This window comes from Marinobacter sp., assembly GCF_014859525.1.
In the GTDB taxonomy this organism is placed as follows: domain Bacteria; phylum Pseudomonadota; class Gammaproteobacteria; order Pseudomonadales; family Oleiphilaceae; genus Marinobacter.
Genome location: NZ_JACUUB010000058.1, coordinates 1 through 17,148 on the forward strand (window position 1 = coordinate 1; position 17,148 = coordinate 17,148).

Below are 17,148 nucleotides of genomic sequence, written 5' to 3' on the forward strand. Positions count from 1 at the left end.
AAAGAAGAGCACATGCCGGTTGATCCTACGGACATGAAGACCCGTGTTCGTCCGATGATGACCGACGCCGACATGGCCATGAAGGTGGATCCCAAGTATCGCGCCATCTGCGAGAAGTTCATGGCAGACCCGGCGTACTTCCAGGATTGCTTTGCCCGCGCCTGGTTCAAGCTGACGCACCGTGACATGGGTCCGAAAGCCCGTTACATCGGTCCGGACGTGCCTGCGGAAGATCTGATCTGGCAGGATCCGTGCCCCCAGGGTGAGACCAACTACATCGAAGAAATCGTCAAGGCGAAGATCGATGAAGCTGGCCTGAGCCTGAACGAGCTGATCACGACCGCCTGGGACAGTGCCCGCACTTATCGTGGTTCCGACATGCGTGGTGGTGCCAACGGCGCTCGCATCCGTCTGGCTCCGCAGAAGGACTGGGAAGGCAACGAGCCGGATCGTCTGGCCAAGGTGCTGAAAGTCTACGAGCAGATCTCTGCGGAGACTGGCGCCAGCATTGCTGACGTCATCGTTCTGGGCGGTAACCTGGGCGTTGAGAAAGCCGCCAAGGCCGCCGGCCACGACGTACACGTGCCTTTCCTGAAAGGCCGTGGCGATGCCACCGACGAGCAGACCGATGCAGCTTCCTTCGAGCCGCTGGAGCCGCTGGCTGATGGCTTCCGCAACTGGCAGAAGAAGGACTACGTGGTCAAGCCGGAAGAAATGCTTCTGGACCGCGCCCAGCTGATGGGTCTGACCGCACCTGAAATGACCGTTCTCATGGGCGGCATGCGGGTGCTGGGCACCAACTACGGCAACACCAGGCACGGTGTGTTCACCGATCGCGTTGGCCAGCTGACCAATGACTTCTTCGTGAACCTGACCGACATGGCGAATCGTTGGGAGCCCACTGGCAAGAACTCCTACAACATCGTGGATCGCAAGAGCGGCAACACCAAGTTCACCGCGACCCGTGTTGACCTGGTGTTCGGTTCCAACTCCATCCTGCGCGCCTACGCGGAAGTGTATGCCCAGGACGACAGCGAAGAGAAGTTCGTCAACGACTTCGTCGCTGCCTGGACCAAGGTCATGAACGCCGACCGTTTCGACGTTAAATAAGACCTTAGCTAAGCAGTACTCGGGCACCCCGTCTTCGGGGTGCCCGTCTATCAACTTCCCTCCAAATTCCTTACAATCCCTCCCGCCTTATATCTGATCAGTTTTTAGACTTTTCCCGTTACTGGAGCACTCATGCGAATCATCCTTGCCCCGATGGAAGGGCTGGTCGACGCACCCATCCGCGAAACCCTGACCAAAGTCGGTGGTATCGACCGGTGCGTAACCGAATTTATTCGCGTGACCCATGGCATGCTGCCACCGCGTATTTTTTACAAGTACGCACCTGAACTCGTCAATAATGCGCTGACTCAGGTGGGCACCCCGGTGGCTGTTCAGTTGCTGGGCTCCAACCCGGAAATGATGGGCCGCCACGGCGCTAAGGCGGCTGAACTGGGTGCCATGCAGGTAGACATCAACTTTGGCTGCCCCGCCAAAACCGTCAACAAGCACAAAGGCGGTTGTGTGTTGATGCGGGAGCCTGAGCTGATGTACGAGATTGCAGCCGCCGTTCGCAAGGAGGTGCCTGCCCACATTCCGGTGACCGCCAAAATGCGCCTTGGCTACGACGACCGCTCCATGGGCGTGGCCTGTGGCCAGGCTCTGGAAGCCGCTGGTGCTTCGGAAATCGTTGTTCACGCCCGCAGTAAAGTAGACGGCTACAAACCGCCCGCGTACTGGGAAGAAATCGCCAAAGTACGTGAAGCGGTCAACAGCCATGTGATCGCCAACGGCGAAATCTGGAGCGTCGCGGATTATTGGCGCTGCCGCGAGGTCTCCGGTTGCGACGACGTGATGATTGGCCGTGGCCTGATTGCAAGGCCTGACCTGGCGGCGCAGATTAAAGCCTCCCAGCGTGAAGAGTGGTTTGATCCCATGACCTGGCCGCAGGCCGTAACATTAGTGCAAGAATACGCGGCTGCCCTGCAAACACGGCTTGAAGACAAATACGTCACCGGTCGCATCAAACAGTGGCTTAACTACCTGCGCCAGGGATTTAGCGAAGCCGAAGTCCTGTGGCCTGCGGCCCGGAAAATTCGGGACGTGGCACCCATGCTGGCCTGCCTTGATCAGCCGATATCAGTCGATGGTAGCCGCGCGGCCTGAGTTCAGGTGTCGTTCTCCATCTCTGATGAGTATCTGCCAGAGCGGGCCAGGCCATTAAGCCTGGCTCGTTTTTTCAGGGCCGCCTGGGCGATGTTGGCATTCGCCAGTTTTCCGGCCCAGGCTTTCTGGGCAGGCTCCTGAAGCGCTCGGCCATAGGAGAAACTCAATTCCCAAGGGAGATAGCCCATGTTGTTCAGAGCATTGAGGTTTTCTGTGGACTCCTCTGGCGTTTGCCCGCCTGACAAAAAGAAAATGCCCGGCACCGCCGCCGGAACTACCCGGCGGAACACACTCACAGTAGCTTCAGCAACTTGTTCTGGTGTGGCTTTGCCTGCGCCTTTGCCTGGCGTCACCATGCTGGGTTTCAGCACCATGAGCTCCAGATTTACGTGGTGCCGATGCAGCGCTTTGAACACTTCAAGCAGCACATCCTCACTGACCGCGGCGGCCCGTTCAATGGTGTGGTTGCCATCAATCAGCACTTCCGGTTCGACGATGGGCACAATGCCCATCGCCTGACAAACCGCCGCGTAGCGGGCCAGCACCTCAGCGTTGGATTTGATGGCCTGGAACGAGGGCAGAGTGTCTGATATGTGGAACACGTCTCGCCACTTGGCAAAGCGAGCGCCCAGGGATTTGTAATGTTCCAGTCGTGTTTCAAGGCCATCCAACCCATAAGTAATCTCGTCGCCCGGTGAGTTGACCAATGGTCCCTTGCCGGCGTCTACCTTAATGCCTGGCACAATGCCCTGGCGTGCCAGCAGCCTGGGAATGGCAATGTCATCCAGGCTTAATTGCTCGAGGGTTTCTTCATACAGAATCACGCCACTGATGTGCTCGCCCAGATCGGGTGTGGAAAAGATCAGGCTGCGATATTCACGGCGGGTACCTTCGGTGGACTCAACACCTACAGCCTGGAACCGTTTGGCGATGGTAGGGGAGCTTTCATCGGCTGCAAGTATGCCTTTGTCTGGCTGAACCAGCTCTGCAACGGTTGCCGTCAGTTCATCCTGAATGCTCATGGCGCCTCCTTGGGTAAGTGTTGGCTGTCTATGGGTGATTGAAGACAGTTTAGTCTGTAAATCGAGTGCCGTTATTTGATCTGGGCTAAGGCAGGATCAATCGGTAACTTCTAGACTTAACAAATAGTAAAACAATAAGGAAGTCAGCCAGCCATGAAAACCGTCGTCAGTGTCAGCCAGGGGTCGTCCGAATACGACTATGAGTTGGAAACCGAGTTTCTAGGCCACTCTTTCCGCGTGATTCGAGTGGGGACAGATGGCAATCTGGAACATGCTGAGGCTGTTCTCGACTCCATTCGCGAGCAGGCGGATGCGATTGGCCTGAGCATGATCCACGATCATTATCAGGTGGGTCGTGAGCAGCTGGCCCACCCGGATACTTCTCGCCTGGAAGGCTGCGTGCCCGACAAGCCCGTGACGACCGGTGCCGGTTTGAGAGGCATTTTGCAGGAATGGGCTGTGCGCCATACCCAGACCGAGCTGGGGCATTTTTTTGATAATGCCAAGGTGATGTTCCTGAACGGCCAGGCCGGCTACCGTATCGCCAAAGCGTTGTCTGAGCACACTGATAACTTTTTTTTCGCCGACCCTTATCTGGATTTTGGTGTGCCGCGCCTGCTCACATCCCTGACCCAGCTTGAGGCCTATACCCGAATTACGTCGCCCGTGATGTTCAGCCCTGCTGCGGTGAAGGTCATTGAGCGGCTGCATAAAACGCCGCTGTACAGGATGGGTGAGAAGCTGATCAGCGGCTCCTTGCACGAATCGGTCAAAGACTGCCATGTGATCGTAGGTGCCATGGGAGACCTGGAGGCATTTTCGGAACGAGAGCTCGACGGCAAAACAGTGATTACGTCTCGGGTTACGGAGTCTGCCTTGGACTGGTTTCGCTCACGCAACGTGGCCATGGTGGTGGATTATAGCCCTTGGCTGGAAGGGCGGCCGGTGGGTGTTAACGTGATGGAGGCCATGATCAGTGCGGCGTTATCACGAACGCCAGAGCAACTGGGTGCCGACGACTTTCTGAGTGTGATTGAAGAGCTGGAGATAGAGCCTCGAATTCTCTATCCCAACGGCTACCGCCGGATCAACCGCTTTGCCTTTGTGATTCACCCGCTGTCGCAACAATACCTGACCAAAACACCGCCGCTGGACTGGATTGCCAGTGTATCGCCTCCTGCGGTGATGAATCTGGTTGAAAAAGCCATCGCCTACACGCCGCCTTTCGTCTATTCCAAAGTCAGTGGCATCAGGTCGCCAACGGGCGATGAGGTGGAGGGCTGGTTGATTACGGTTGGCGGCACCCCGAAAGAAATCATGGCGCATGACCCTGAGTTTACCTACAGCCGGTTGCTGGCGGCGGCCAAACTGGCCAAAAAAATGGGTGCCCAGATTATGGGCCTGGGAGCCTTCACCAAAGTGGTAGGTGATGCTGGCATTACCGTGGCCAAACGGGCACCGCTGCCTATCACCACTGGCAACAGCTACAGTGCCTCTGGTGCGCTGTGGGCCGCGCACGACGCCGCCAAGATCGTGGGCCGGGTGGGCGTCGGTAAGAGCGGCAAGATGGCCGGCAAGGCCATGATTGTGGGTGCCACCGGGGCTATAGGGTCTGTCTGTGCCCGTTTGCTGGCAAAAGCCGTGGATGAGATCTACATGGTCGCGCCGGAAGCTGCCAAGTTGCTGTCTTTGAAAGAAAGCATTGAGCTGGAAACTCCTGGCGCCGTTGTGCATGTGGCAGCGACTACTGACCGGGATTTGCCCGATATGGACATGGTGGTTACCGCCACGTCGGGCGCTGGCAAGCGCATCCTCGATATCATGAAGGTCAAACCCGGCTGCGTGATCACCGATGTTGCTCGGCCCCTGGACATTCCGGCTGAAGACGTGGCCAAGCGGCCCGACGTGCTGGTCATTGAGTCCGGTGAAATCCAGTTGCCGGGTAAGGTAGAGATGAAAGACATTGGCCTGCCCAAAGGTATCGCTTACGCCTGTTTGGCAGAGACCATCGTGTTGGCCATGGAGGCCCGTTTCGAGAACTTTACTCTGGGTCGCAATATCGAGTGGGAGAAAGTGCGTGAAATCTATAAGCTCGGTTTAAGACACGGCATGAAGCTGGCCGCGGTATCGGGTGTGAACGGCGTGTTTACAGACGAAGATTTCGAGCGGGTGCGGGTTTTAGCCGCTCAATCTGATACACCTGCCGACAAGGAGTTGGCCTGATAAGACAAGCTGGTATGGTAGTTTGGCCCGTTAACGACTAACAGTCACGTTCTCGATTCCGTAGGCTGGAAGCTGTTGATCCTTTGGGTTCCAGGGAGAGTAATCATGAATATGCCAGTGCCACAGATCAAAAAGACCAAGCCGGCAAAGTACCGGAGTACCACGCCCCCGGGGCTGATACCCGTGGTGCGGAGCCCGGACTTCGCGTTTCCGGAAGATCTGCCGCGGTACTGGTGGGACAACGATCCTGTGAAAACCCTGTTACTGGCGGCGTTATCATCCAGCTTTCCACCCGGCGAGAAGTTCTTCATTGATTCGGTTCGGCATTACCAGGATCAGATTACCGACCCGGAATTGCAAAAGGCCATTCGCGCGTTTATCGGCCAAGAGGCGCATCACTCCAAAGAGCACAAGGTAATGAACGGCTTCCTGGAGGAGCGGGGCGTTGGTCTGGGGCGCCTTGAGCGTGAAGTGCAGTGGTTTATGGACTGGATGCGCGCACGCTTCACCCCGGAACGTCAGCTGGCCCACACCGTCGCGGTTGAGCACTTCACGGCCTTGATGGCGGAAGAGTTTCTACTCAAATTTGATGCCCTGGAAGAAATGGACCCACGCATTGCACCTGTTTGGGCCTGGCATGCGATAGAAGAGTCGGAACACAAGGCGGTTGCCTTTGATGTTTACAAGAGCGTGGGCGGCAGCGAATTTATCCGTGTGACTGAAATGATGTTCGTCAGCGTGGTGTTCCCGCTGTTCAGTACCATCCATCTGGTGCAACTGATGAAAGCCGACGGCCAGCTCGGTAACCTGAAATCCTGGGCGAGCGCACTGAATTATATGTGGGGCAAGCCGGGCGTATTCCGTAAACTGATTCCGTCTTACCTGAAGTACTACAGCCCGAAGTTCCACCCCTGGGACAACGATGCCCGGGATTTGGTCGAAAAGGCTAAGGCCCGTTGGCTGCCAGCGTCGCTTCGCGGCTGAGCAACGCCTGTTTACGTTCCAGGCCCCAATGGAAGCCTCCCAGGCCACCGTCTGCCCGCACAACCCGGTGGCAGGGGATGACGACGGCCAGCCGGTTAGCCCCGCAAGCGCTGGCTACAGCACGCACGGCTTTGGGCTTGCCAATCATGTTGGCGAGCTCTGAATAGCTGACCGTTTGCCCGGGTGGGACGGTTTGCAGTGCCGCCCAGACTCTACGCTGAAAGGGCGTTCCGACCGGCGCCAGTGGCTGCTCCAGAACGCCCGCCGGCTGATCGATAAAGGCAGCGATCCGGGCCGTGTCATCGGCGTGTTCCTCGATGGTGGGTTTAAGCGTTTGATCGGGAAAGTGGGCCTGCAGCAGGGCAAGAAGCTGTTCTTTGCTATCTCCCAACTCAATGGCACAGAGCCCCTGGTCAGACCAGCCCACGATCAAATGGCCCAGGGAGCACCCAGTAGTGCCATAACGTATCATGGGATTACGCTTGCAATCGCTTGCGCATGTTATAGCGCAGAAACTGGGCCCCGCGCACCGTCACCCTTTGCTCTTCCACCACGTCAAATCCATGGCTTTCAAAGAACGGCCTGGCCACCACACTGGATTCGGTATGGAGTTCCTCCACCCCATTAGCCTTCAGTTGTTGTTCGGCTTCCTGATACAGGGCAGAGGCAATGCCCTGGCGGGCAAAATGGGGCGCGGTGAACACGAGATCGATGTTGCCATTACGTTCATAGGAAATGAAACCCGTTAGCGTAGAGTCCTCCTCGGCAACCAGGGTTTCCATAGCTTCCAGCCGCTGCTGCCAGGTGTCCAGGTTTGGTGTACGGGATGCCCAGGCGTACCGCTGGGTTTCATCATAAGCGGCGGCCGTCAATTCGTGAACGGAATCGGTAAATAGACGAACAACCGGGCTCAGATCTTGAGTTCGGTACTTGCGAATCGTGATGGAGGAGTCTGTATTCATAATGGCTCAGTGTGCACCGGTGTTAGAAATCAGGTTGGTAACCAATACGCCCGTTGGTCCTTGCAGCATACCGACACCTGCAGGAAAATCCAGCATTCTGCTTCGGCGAATTCAACGCGCTTGTTTCGCCGGTCTTAGCGCGTGTTGGCGTTAAAACGACCGTCGAGACTGCTGGTAAGTTGGTTACCGGCTGATGCAAAAAAAGTTCTCCGGTTTTTGGATGGGGTATACGGTTAATCAGAACCAAATACACGGTTGGCCTGCTCAACAATAATCCCATGGCGCATCGCCAATTGCATCCGGTCGTCATCGTAACCGCCGCCGATCACCGTAGCTACTGGAATCCCCCGACGCTTGAGCTCGCTGAGCACCAGACGGTCCCGAAGGCGAATGCCGTCTTCAGAGAGATTCAACTTGCCCAGAGGGTCACCTTGAAACACATCCACGCCTGCGTCATAAAGCACGATGTCTGGCTTTGACAGCGCCAGCGCCTGTTGCAGTGTGTCATAGGCAACGGCTAGATAGTCTTCGTCAACCATGCCATCCGGCAGCGCCACATCCAGATCGCTGATCCGCTTCTCGAACGGGAAGTTACGTTCGCAGTGAATGGAGCAGGTGAAGGCACCCGATACATTGGCGAGCAGGGCGGCGGTGCCATCGCCCTGATGTACATCTACATCAAAGATCAGCACTCGCTCAATACCTTCCTGTCTCAAAAGCACATTGGCAGCAATGGCCAGATCATTGAGGATGCAAAAACCAGAGGCATAATCAAAATGGGCGTGGTGAGTGCCGCCTGCCAGGTGGCAGGCAATGCCGTGCTGTAACGCCAGTTGGGCCGCTAGCACCGTGCCGGAGGGTGCCAGAAAAGTCCGCCGCACCAGACCGGTGCTCCACGGCAAGTTCATCTGTTTTTGCTCTTGCGCGGAGAGCTGACCCCGGGCAAAGCGGTTAAGGTAGTCAGGGCAATGGGTTTGGGTAAGCCACCCCTGCCGGCAGGGCGCAGGGCGAAAGCTGTTGTTGCGTGTAAGAAGCCCTTTGGCGCGCACATACTCCGCCAGAAGCCCGAATTTCTCCATGGGAAAACGATGCTTCGTCGGAAACGGAAAACTGTAATCCGGATGGTGAACCACGGGTATGGGCATGCCGGTTTCCGCTGATGAGATGCTCGGTAAAGATTTACGGGCGTTGTTGCACGAGGGATTGCACGATACTCACAATGCGTGCTTGTGTAAAACCTGACGGGGATGTCATTCAGTGATCAGCCATTCAGTGATCAAAGCGTGATCCGTGTTCCACAAAAAACGACCTGCGCTGGGAGCGAAGGTCGCTGAATAAAGGCTCTTTGGGTCCGAAGCCTTACTGCCAATAAAAAGGCCGATAAAAGTGCTCAGCAATCCAAGCTGCGCCTCATCCTTGTGGCGCACGATGTAACGTCCTGTATTGGCTGGTCCGTGCCACATCTGGATCCAAGATAGGCCTTTGGTTTTGCCTGGTCTGTTCGGTGTCGCACTTAGTGGGATAAATGTGAAAGGAGAGTATTAACCAGAACGCCTCGTTATTGCGTTAACACCGCGTTCTGAATATCACGCCATTATTTGGGTGCTAATATCAAACAGGCCTGAAGTTTTCACTCCAGGCCTGTTCACCACTTGGCAGTCAATCACCTCAACCGCACTTGCTGTCGCCACAAGACAGACAGGTTGCACATCCGTCCATCACGATCACCGCCTTGGTGCTGCACTTGCTGCACATGGTGGCGTTGGCGGGGTAGTCGCTGGCGCTTTCGTCGTTGGTGGCCTTGTTGTGGCTGGCCTCAAACTCTGCGCGCTTTTCGGCGAGGATGCGCTTGGTAGTCTCACTCATCTCATCGCTTTCGAGCAGGCCGATGGCTTTCAGGTGCTTCTCGATCACAGCGCCGATTTCAGCCACCAGCGACGGCATGAACACGCCGCCTTTCTTGAAGTAGCCGCCGTTGGGGTCGTATACACTGCGCAGTTCTTCCACCAGGAAGGTTAAGTCGCCACCTTTGCGGAACACCGCTGAGATAACACGGGTGAGAGCGATAACCCACTGGAAGTGCTCCATCGATTTAGAGTTGATGAACACTTCATAGGGCTGACGGCTTTCGTGGTCTGTGTCTTCGTTGAGCAGGATGTCGTTGATGGTGATATACATCGCGTGCTCGGCAATCGGCGGCTTGATCTTGTAGGTGGTGCCCAGCAAGAAATCTGGCCGTTCGATGGTCTCGTTCATCTGAATCGGTTTTGGCTCCAGGCTTTTTGCGGTAGCGGCCTGTTGCTCTGGTGTTTCGGCTTTCTTTACTCGGTAGCCGACAATCTTGTTGCTGATTTTAACTGTCATCTTCTTTGTCCTGTTTGTCGGGTCCCGGGATCAATATTTACCGTAAGTGCCTTCTTTAAGCGCATCAAACAGGTTGGCGGCGGTGTGGATCTCACCGTCGTAATCGACCTGTTCGTTGCCCTTGAGGGTCACTTTGCTGCCGTCGTCCAGGGTGAACTCGTACAGAGTGTTCTCAAGATCTTTCTCTTTCACGAGTACGCCCTGGAAGGCTTCCGGGTTAAAGCGGAAGGTGGTGCAGCCTTTCAGGCCTTTGTCGTAGGCGTACAGGTAAATGCCCTTGAAGTCCTGGTAGGCAAAGTCGGTTGGTACGTTGGCGGTTTTGGAAATGGAGGAATCGACCCATTTCTGTGCCGCCGCCTGGATGTCTACGTGCTGCGTAGGCGTTACGTCATCCGAGGTGGTGAAGTAACTCGGCAGCGCCTTGTCTTCGTCTTCGGAGAAGGGCATAGCGCCAGGGTTTACCAGGTGGCGGTAGGCCAGCAGCTCGAAGCTGAACACGTCGACTTTCTCTTTAGTTTTACGACCCTCACGGATAATGTTGCGGGCGTAGTGGTGCGAGAAGCTTGGCTCGATGCCGTTACTGGCGTTGTTGGCCAATGAAAGGCTGATGGTGCCCGTCGGGGCGATGGAGGTATGGTGGGTAAAGCGGCCACCTTTCTCTGCCAGTTGCTGGACCAGTTCAGGGTCCACTTGAGCAATTTGCTGCATGTAACGGCTGTATTTGGCGTGCAGCAGCTTGCCTTTGAGTTTGTCGCCGACTTTATATCCGTCTTTGGCCAGATCCCGGCACTTGGCCAGCATCTTGGGGGTGACTTCAAACTCGTCTTCCATGATCGGTGCTACGCCTTTCTCTTCGGCCAGGGCCAGAGACTGGCGCCAGCCTTCAACAGCCATTTCACGGACGACTTCTTCGGTGAACTCGACGGATTCATGGGAGCCGTAAGGCATACGCAGCATGGCCAGAGTAGAGCCTAAGCCCAGGATGCCCATGCCGTGACGGCGCTTGTAGGTGATTTCGTGGCGCTGTTCAGCCAGCGGTAGGCCATTGATCTCTACTACGTTGTCCAGCATACGTGTGAAGATACCCACGACTTTGCGGTATTTCTCGTAGTTGAAGCTGGCCTTCTCGGTGAACGGGTAGTCCACAAAGTTGGTCAGGTTGACCGAGCCCAGCAGGCAGCTGCCGTAAGGGGGCAGAGGCTGTTCACCGCAAGGGTTGGTAGCGCGTATGTCTTCGCAGAACCAGTTGTTGTTCATCTGATTGACTTTGTCGATCAGGATGAAGCCCGGCTCGGCGTAGTCGTAGGTGCTGGTCATAATGGTGTCCCAGATGAACTGGGCTTTCAGCGTTTTGTAGATGCGGCAGGCAACTTTGCCTTCTTCATTAACTACGTAGCCGTCCTGAATCGGGAAGTCACGGTACAGAAACTGGGTAGTGTCGGTCAGGTCCAGGCCTTCTTCTTCCGCTTCTTTGCAGGTCATCGGGAAAGAGAGGTGCCAGTCGCTGTTGTTACGGACGGCTTCGATGAAGTCTTCGGTGATCAGCAACGACAGGTTGAACTGGCGCAGGCGGCCGTCCTCACGCTTGGCCTGGATGAATTCGATCACATCGGGGTGGTGCACGTCGAATGTAGCCATCTGAGCGCCACGGCGGCCCCCGGCAGACGATACGGTAAAGCACATGCGATCAAAGATATCCATGAACGACAGCGGGCCGGAGGTGGTCGCGCCGGCGCCGGCTACATAGGCGCCACGGGGGCGCAGGGTAGAAAATTCGTAACCGATACCACACCCGGCTTTGAGAGTAAGACCGGCTTCGTGGTTCTTTTCCAGGATGTCATTCATGGAATCCTGAATGCTGCCAGACACCGTGCAGTTGATGGTTGAGGTGGCAGGCTTGTGGGCTTCAGCACCGGCGTTGGAGGTGATCCGGCCAGCAGGAATAGCGCCATTTTGAAGGGCCCAGAGGAATTCCTTCATGTACTTGTCGCGCGCGCTCTTTTTTTCAACTTCAGACAGTGCCTTGGCAACCCGTTCGTGAGTTGCGTTGATGTCTTTGTCAACCGCTTCGCCGGTTTTGGTTTTCAGCTGATATTTGCTTTTCCAAATGTCGAGCGACGCTTCTTGCATGGGAATCGTTGCGATCACTGCCTGTGCCTTAGCGTTCATTGCCACCCTCGGATTTCAGTCTGTCTTTTTGTTATGACGCCGTCCTGAGCGCCATACCCCGTTTGTCTGTTAGTACTTTTTTGATGGCCGGCTTGCTTGATGAGCACAAAACACTATATGTGGTGTTTTGCCGAGCGGTTAGTGCCGCTTGTTCTGAGCCGGTGTAGTGCTATTAACCTGTTGCTGGTCTTGGTGTAATTGGCATTTCGAGTGCCAACATGGAGCCGTTGTTATTCTCTTGTAGCCCTATATATAGGTTCTATTGGGAGAAGTATAACAGGATATAGTGTTCTGTGAAGAAGATAGGAACTATTGATTGGGCGCTGCAGGCAAAGAAAATCAATGGAAATTGACTTGCAAAGCCCCCAGGCCCCGCTGTTCCGCCATTTGGCGGGATTCTGAGTGAATGACTACATGTTGGGGTTAAAAATTATACTGGGGGGATGCGGTGATCAATATGCTCCCGGTGCCATTCCCGGCGATAGGTATCCACGGCTTGCAAATTACCGGGGCTGACCTGGATCCTCGCAGGTCCAGCCCGTGTTTGTCACGGCAACGGGAGTGTCTTAACCGAGCAGCAGGCTGTCGTCGTCCACTTCCAGGCCGCGCTGTTTTTCAAAGAGCCCCAGCAGATCTTTTACGTCTAACCCTTCGCGATCTTTGCCGGCGATATCAAATACTACCTGGCCTTGGTGCAGCATTACGGTGCGGCTGCCGACTTCCAGCGCTTGCTTCATGCTGTGGGTGACCATCAGGGCGGTGAGCTTTTGCTCTTCGATTATCTTGGTGGTCAGCTCCAATACAAAGCTGGCCGTCTTTGGGTCCAATGCTGCCGTGTGCTCATCCAGCAATAGAATGCTGGAGGGAGTCAGACTGGCCATCAACAGGCTGACAGCCTGGCGCTGACCACCGGAGAGCAGGCCCATTTTGTCGCCCAGTCGTTTTTCCAGACCAAGTTTGAGAGACGACAGGCTGTCTCGGAACTTTTCCAGATACTGCTTTTTCACCGCAGAGGTCAGGCCGCGGCGCTTGCCGCGTTTGATGGCCAGAGCCAGGTTTTCCTCAATGGAGAGGTTTTCACAGGTGCCGGCCAATGGATCCTGGAATACCCGGGCTACCCGCGCGGAGCGCTTGTGAGTAGGCAGGCGAGTCACGTCCAGGTTGTCTACGATAATCTGGCCGCTGTCTACCAGTACTTCGCCGGCCAGGGCGTTCAAAAACGTGGACTTGCCGGCACCATTACTGCCGATAACCGTCACAAATTCACCCTGGTTGACGGTCAGGCTCATGCCTCGTAAGGCCGGGTTTTCCAGCGGCGTGCCTTTGCCAAAGGTAAGCCGCAGATCGGTTGCGCTGATCATATTGCCTCCTCAGGCTTTGTTGCGAGAAAAACGGTTGGTGAGGTTAGTGCGCACACCCGGCAGTACGATCGCCAGAGTGACCAACACCGCTGTAATCAGGTTGAGATCCTGAGCCTGCAAGCCAAGGGCGTCGGCATTGAGTGCGAAGGCAATGGCCAGGCGGTACATGATGGCACCGATCACGCAGGCAATCAGGGCCCGGAGCACGGACGACGGCGTTAATACTGCTTCTCCACCAATCAGAGAAGCCAGGCCAATAACAATCACGCCTACGCCCATCGTTACATCCGCGGCTCCCTGGCTCTGGGCGAACAGTGCGCCGGCCATACCAACCAGCCCGTTAGAAAGCGCGACACCTAAAATGATCATGCCGCCGGTAGCAATGCCCTGAGCTCGGGCCATGCGTGCATTGGCCCCGGTGGCGCGCATGGCAAGTCCGGTTTCGGACTTCATAAACCGCCAAAGCAGTATCAGAGAGATCACAACGACAATCAGAAACAGAATGACCGGCACCTGATGGAATTCCAGGCCAAGAGAGTACCAGGGGGTCAGGACGGTCTCTTCCGTCAACAAGGCTATGTTAGGGCGGCCCATGATGCGGAGATTGATCGAGTAGAGTGCGATCATCGTCAGGATAGACGCCAGCAGGTTAAGGATGTTCAGCTTGACGTTCAGGATTGCCGTAACGGCCCCTGCCGCCATGCCTGCCAGCGCGGCAAAACCGGTGGCGACCCAGGGATTCCAGCCTTCCAGAATAAGCACGGCTGCAACGGCAGCACCAAGAGGGAAGCTGCCATCTACCGTGAGATCAGGAAAATCGAGTACGCGGAAAGACAGATAAATACCAAAAGCAACCAAGCCGTAGATGAGGCCGGTTTCAAGAGCACCGTAGAATGCGATTTCACTAAGCATGGGTAATTGTTCACCGTGAAAGAAAACGGGCGGGCCCTTTTGGGGCCCGCCCGTGTTGGTCAGGCATTATTTGCCGCTTTTGACGACTTCTTTAGCGTCCTGGATGAGGTCTTCAGACAGAGTGATGCCCATCCGTTTGCCGGCTTCCGGGTTTACAAACAGGTCCAGCTCTTCCATGGTCTCAACCGGCATGTCGGCGGTGCCGGCCCCTTCGAGTATCCGGACAACCATTGCGCCAGTCTGGCGGCCGTGATTGTAGTAATTGAAGCCAAGGGCTGCGACGGCACCACGCTCAACGGTGGCGGTATCGGCGGCAAACACAGGAATTTTGGAGCGTTCGCCAACGGAGATGACCGCTTCGGCGGCACTGATGACAGTGTTGTCTGTAGTCAGATAGATGGCATCAACCTTTCCAACCAGTGATCGGGCGGCGCCCAACACTTCTGAGGTTCTGGTGGCCGCGCCTTTGACGAGTTGCATGTCGCGGGCGGCCAGGCGCTCTTCGAGCAGCTCAATCAGTGCCGCGGCGTTGGCTTCGCCAGGATTGTAGACGGTACCGATGCGCTTGGCATCCGGCATGATGCGCTGAAGCATGTCCAGGTGCTGTTCGATTGGCAGCATGTCGCTGACGCCGGTCATGTTTCCGCCGGGGGCTTCCCAGCTTTTGACCAGTTTGGCAGCCACCGGGTCTGTAACGGCCGAGAATACCACGGGGACGTTTCTGGCGGCGGCAGCTACGGTTTGAGCAGACGGTGTGGCAATCGCCACAATAACATCTGGGCTTTCACCCACAAATTTACGGGCGATCTGAGAGGCAATCGCCGAGTTGCCCTGAGCGCTTTCGTGCATCAGGCGAAGGTTCTGGCCAACGATATAACCGCGCTCTGCCAGTTCATCTTTAACCCCTTGATGGGCGGCATCGAGAGCCGGGTGTTCCACGATTTGGGTGATGGCAACAACACGGGTTTCTTCAGCCTGAACCAGGCTTGCTGCGGCCAGCAGCGAAGCTCCAATCAGGGTGCGCAGGGTTTTTTTGGCCATGAGCCCATCTCCGAGTCAGTTATTGATGTCCCCGTGGTGCGGGGTGGCACAAATAAAGTGCGCAAGTTTACCACAGGGATATGGGTTTCGGGGTAGGGATGCGCGATACTTTATCAGTTGCGGTTGCGCATTAGTTAATAATGCAGGTAATTTCTGCCCGATCACGTTTTGACGAGCACGGGTGTGTTGAAATAGTCTACCAAAGTCTAATAATACGCTAACCCCAAACTATAAAGACAAATTAGGAAGGTCCATGGACACAACAAACAAACTTCCCCTCGAAATGCTCTACCACTGGGAATCCACCAAGGCCGACGCGCCTTACATGACCCAGCCAATCGGTAATGGCAAGGTTGTCGAATACACCTGGGGACGGGCAGTGGATGAAGCCCGCCGGATGGCGACCTACCTGAAGTCGCTTAACCTTCCGGATAAAAGCCGGATTGGCCTGATTTCAAAGAACTGTGCGCAGTGGGTCATGACTGACTGGGCCATTTGGCTGGCCGGTCATGTGTCTGTGCCACTGTATCCGACACTGAATGCCGACACAGTTAATTACATTCTTAAACATGCCGAGTGCGATGTTTTGTTTGTCGGCAAGCTGGATGACTGGGACAGCATGAAGTCTGGCGTGCCTGAATCTGTGCGTTGCATTTCTTACCCGCTGAGCCCGCCCAATGATTTTGAAACCTGGGATGACATCGTGGCCAAATACCCGCCGCTGGAAGGTCAGGTTAAACGGGATCCGGCAGAGCTGGCGACTATTGTTTACACCTCTGGCAGTACCGGTCGCCCTAAAGGTGTCATGCTGAGCTTTGCGAACATGGCCTTCTCCGCCGCTGGTGGCATTCAGACTCTGGGTGTGGGACCAGAAGAGCGCATGTTGTCCTACTTGCCGCTCGCTCACGTATTCGAGCGTACTTTTGTGGAGCTTGGTTCTCTCTATGCCGGCTTCCATCTGTATTTTGCGGAATCTCTGGATACATTTGTTCAGGATCTGCAGCGAGCCCAGCCTACCTTGTTCCTGTCGGTTCCCAGGCTGTGGGTGAAGTTCCAGCACGGCGTACTCCAGAAGTTGCCCAAGCAGAAGCTGGAGCGGATGCTGAAGATTCCATTGCTGAACAAACTGATCAAAAAGAAAGTGCTTACGGGGCTTGGCCTGGACAAAGTCAAGCTGGCGGGTTCCGGATCTGCACCTCTGTCAAATGACGTTCTGGACTGGTACCGCAATCTTGGACTGGAGTTGCTTGAAGGCTATGGCATGTCTGAAAACTTTGCTTATTCACACATGAACAAACCTGGCCGCGCACGGACTGGCTATGTTGGCGAAGCATTGCCCGGCGTTGAAACCAAGATCAGCGAGCAGGGTGAAGTCCTGGTCAAGAGCCCGGCCACGATGATGGGCTATTACAAGGATGAAGAGAAAACCAAGGAAACCTTCACCGAAGATGGCTTTCTTAAAACGGGCGACAAGGGCGAAATCGATGAGATGGGCCGCCTGAAGCTGACTGGTCGGATCAAGGAAATCTTCAAGACCAGCAAGGGCAAGTATATTGCGCCTGCGCCGATTGAAAATCGCCTGATGGCTCACGATGCCATCGAGATGGTGTGTGTATCCGGTGCCAACCAGACGCAACCCCACGCGCTGGTATTGCTGGGTGAGGAAATCCGCCCGAAAATGGCGGATGAAGGCTTCCGCAAGGAAATTGAGGAAAGCTTTGCTCAGCTGATTAAAGACGTGAACAAAACCGTTGATCCCCATGAGCAATTGGCGTTTATCACGGTTGTCAGCGATGAGTGGTCGATTGAGAACAGCTTCCTGACGCCAACGTTGAAGCTCAAGCGCAACGTTGTAGAAGACGCTTACCAGGCAAAAGTGGATGGCTGGTATGCCCA

Annotated in this window: 14 protein-coding genes; 5 read left to right on the forward strand and 9 right to left on the reverse strand. The window is 55.6% G+C overall.

The window, feature by feature from the left end:
* A partial coding sequence (locus IBX51_RS11360) for a peroxidase family protein (protein WP_367166349.1) occupies positions 1–1,110 on the forward strand: 1,110 nt, incomplete at its 5' end.
* A 132-nt stretch (positions 1,111–1,242) separates the two neighbouring features.
* Positions 1,243–2,214 (forward strand): tRNA-dihydrouridine synthase, encoded by a 972-nt coding sequence (locus IBX51_RS11365; protein ID WP_291831358.1) that lies wholly within the window; start codon positions 1,243–1,245, stop codon positions 2,212–2,214.
* A gap of 2 nt (positions 2,215–2,216) precedes the next feature.
* On the opposite strand, the gene IBX51_RS11370 is transcribed toward IBX51_RS11365, so the two are convergent.
* A complete protein-coding gene (locus tag IBX51_RS11370; RefSeq protein WP_291831360.1) occupies positions 2,217–3,236 on the reverse strand; it encodes a class I fructose-bisphosphate aldolase in 1,020 nt (339 codons plus the stop codon).
* A 153-nt stretch (positions 3,237–3,389) separates the two neighbouring features.
* On the opposite strand from IBX51_RS11370, the gene IBX51_RS11375 reads away from it, so the two are divergent.
* Positions 3,390–5,459 carry a dehydrogenase gene (locus IBX51_RS11375; RefSeq protein ID WP_291831361.1) on the forward strand — a complete coding sequence of 690 codons (2,070 nt, stop codon included), beginning with the start codon at positions 3,390–3,392 and terminating at the stop codon, positions 5,457–5,459.
* Positions 5,460–5,564: 105 nt separating this feature from the next.
* Complete coding sequence (locus IBX51_RS11380) at positions 5,565–6,443, forward strand: metal-dependent hydrolase (RefSeq protein WP_291831362.1); 879 nt, start codon at positions 5,565–5,567, stop codon at positions 6,441–6,443.
* Here the strand turns inward: IBX51_RS11380 and IBX51_RS11385 are convergent.
* The 8 genes from IBX51_RS11385 to IBX51_RS11420 form a co-directional block, all read right to left on the reverse strand.
* Positions 6,406–6,915, reverse strand: coding sequence for a methylated-DNA--[protein]-cysteine S-methyltransferase (locus IBX51_RS11385; protein WP_291831364.1), 510 nt, complete (start codon positions 6,913–6,915; stop codon positions 6,406–6,408). The genes IBX51_RS11380 and IBX51_RS11385 overlap by 38 nt on opposite strands.
* A 4-nt stretch (positions 6,916–6,919) precedes the next feature.
* Positions 6,920–7,405, reverse strand: coding sequence for a GNAT family N-acetyltransferase (locus IBX51_RS11390; RefSeq protein ID WP_291831365.1), 486 nt, complete (start codon positions 7,403–7,405; stop codon positions 6,920–6,922).
* 233 nt (positions 7,406–7,638) lie between these two features.
* Positions 7,639–8,550: a histone deacetylase gene (locus IBX51_RS11395; protein ID WP_291831366.1), complete on the reverse strand. Its 912-nt coding sequence runs from the start codon at positions 8,548–8,550 to the stop codon at positions 7,639–7,641.
* A gap of 523 nt (positions 8,551–9,073) precedes the next feature.
* Entirely contained in the window at positions 9,074–9,769 is a 696-nt protein-coding gene (locus tag IBX51_RS11400; RefSeq protein ID WP_291831367.1) for an NrdJb, read from the reverse strand.
* 30 nt (positions 9,770–9,799) lie between these two features.
* A complete protein-coding gene (locus IBX51_RS11405) occupies positions 9,800–11,938 on the reverse strand; it encodes an adenosylcobalamin-dependent ribonucleoside-diphosphate reductase (protein ID WP_291831368.1) in 2,139 nt (712 codons plus the stop codon).
* Between the two features lie 566 nt (positions 11,939–12,504).
* Positions 12,505–13,299 (reverse strand): ABC transporter ATP-binding protein, encoded by a 795-nt coding sequence (locus IBX51_RS11410; RefSeq protein ID WP_291831369.1) that lies wholly within the window; start codon positions 13,297–13,299, stop codon positions 12,505–12,507.
* A gap of 9 nt (positions 13,300–13,308) precedes the next feature.
* Entirely contained in the window at positions 13,309–14,211 is a 903-nt protein-coding gene (locus tag IBX51_RS11415) for an ABC transporter permease (RefSeq protein ID WP_291831370.1), read from the reverse strand.
* A 66-nt stretch (positions 14,212–14,277) separates the two neighbouring features.
* Positions 14,278–15,252, reverse strand: coding sequence for an ABC transporter substrate-binding protein (locus tag IBX51_RS11420; protein WP_291831371.1), 975 nt, complete (start codon positions 15,250–15,252; stop codon positions 14,278–14,280).
* A 253-nt stretch (positions 15,253–15,505) separates the two neighbouring features.
* On the opposite strand from IBX51_RS11420, the gene IBX51_RS11425 reads away from it, so the two are divergent.
* Positions 15,506–17,148: AMP-binding protein (locus IBX51_RS11425; RefSeq protein WP_291831372.1), on the forward strand; the 1,643-nt coding region annotated here is incomplete at its 3' end.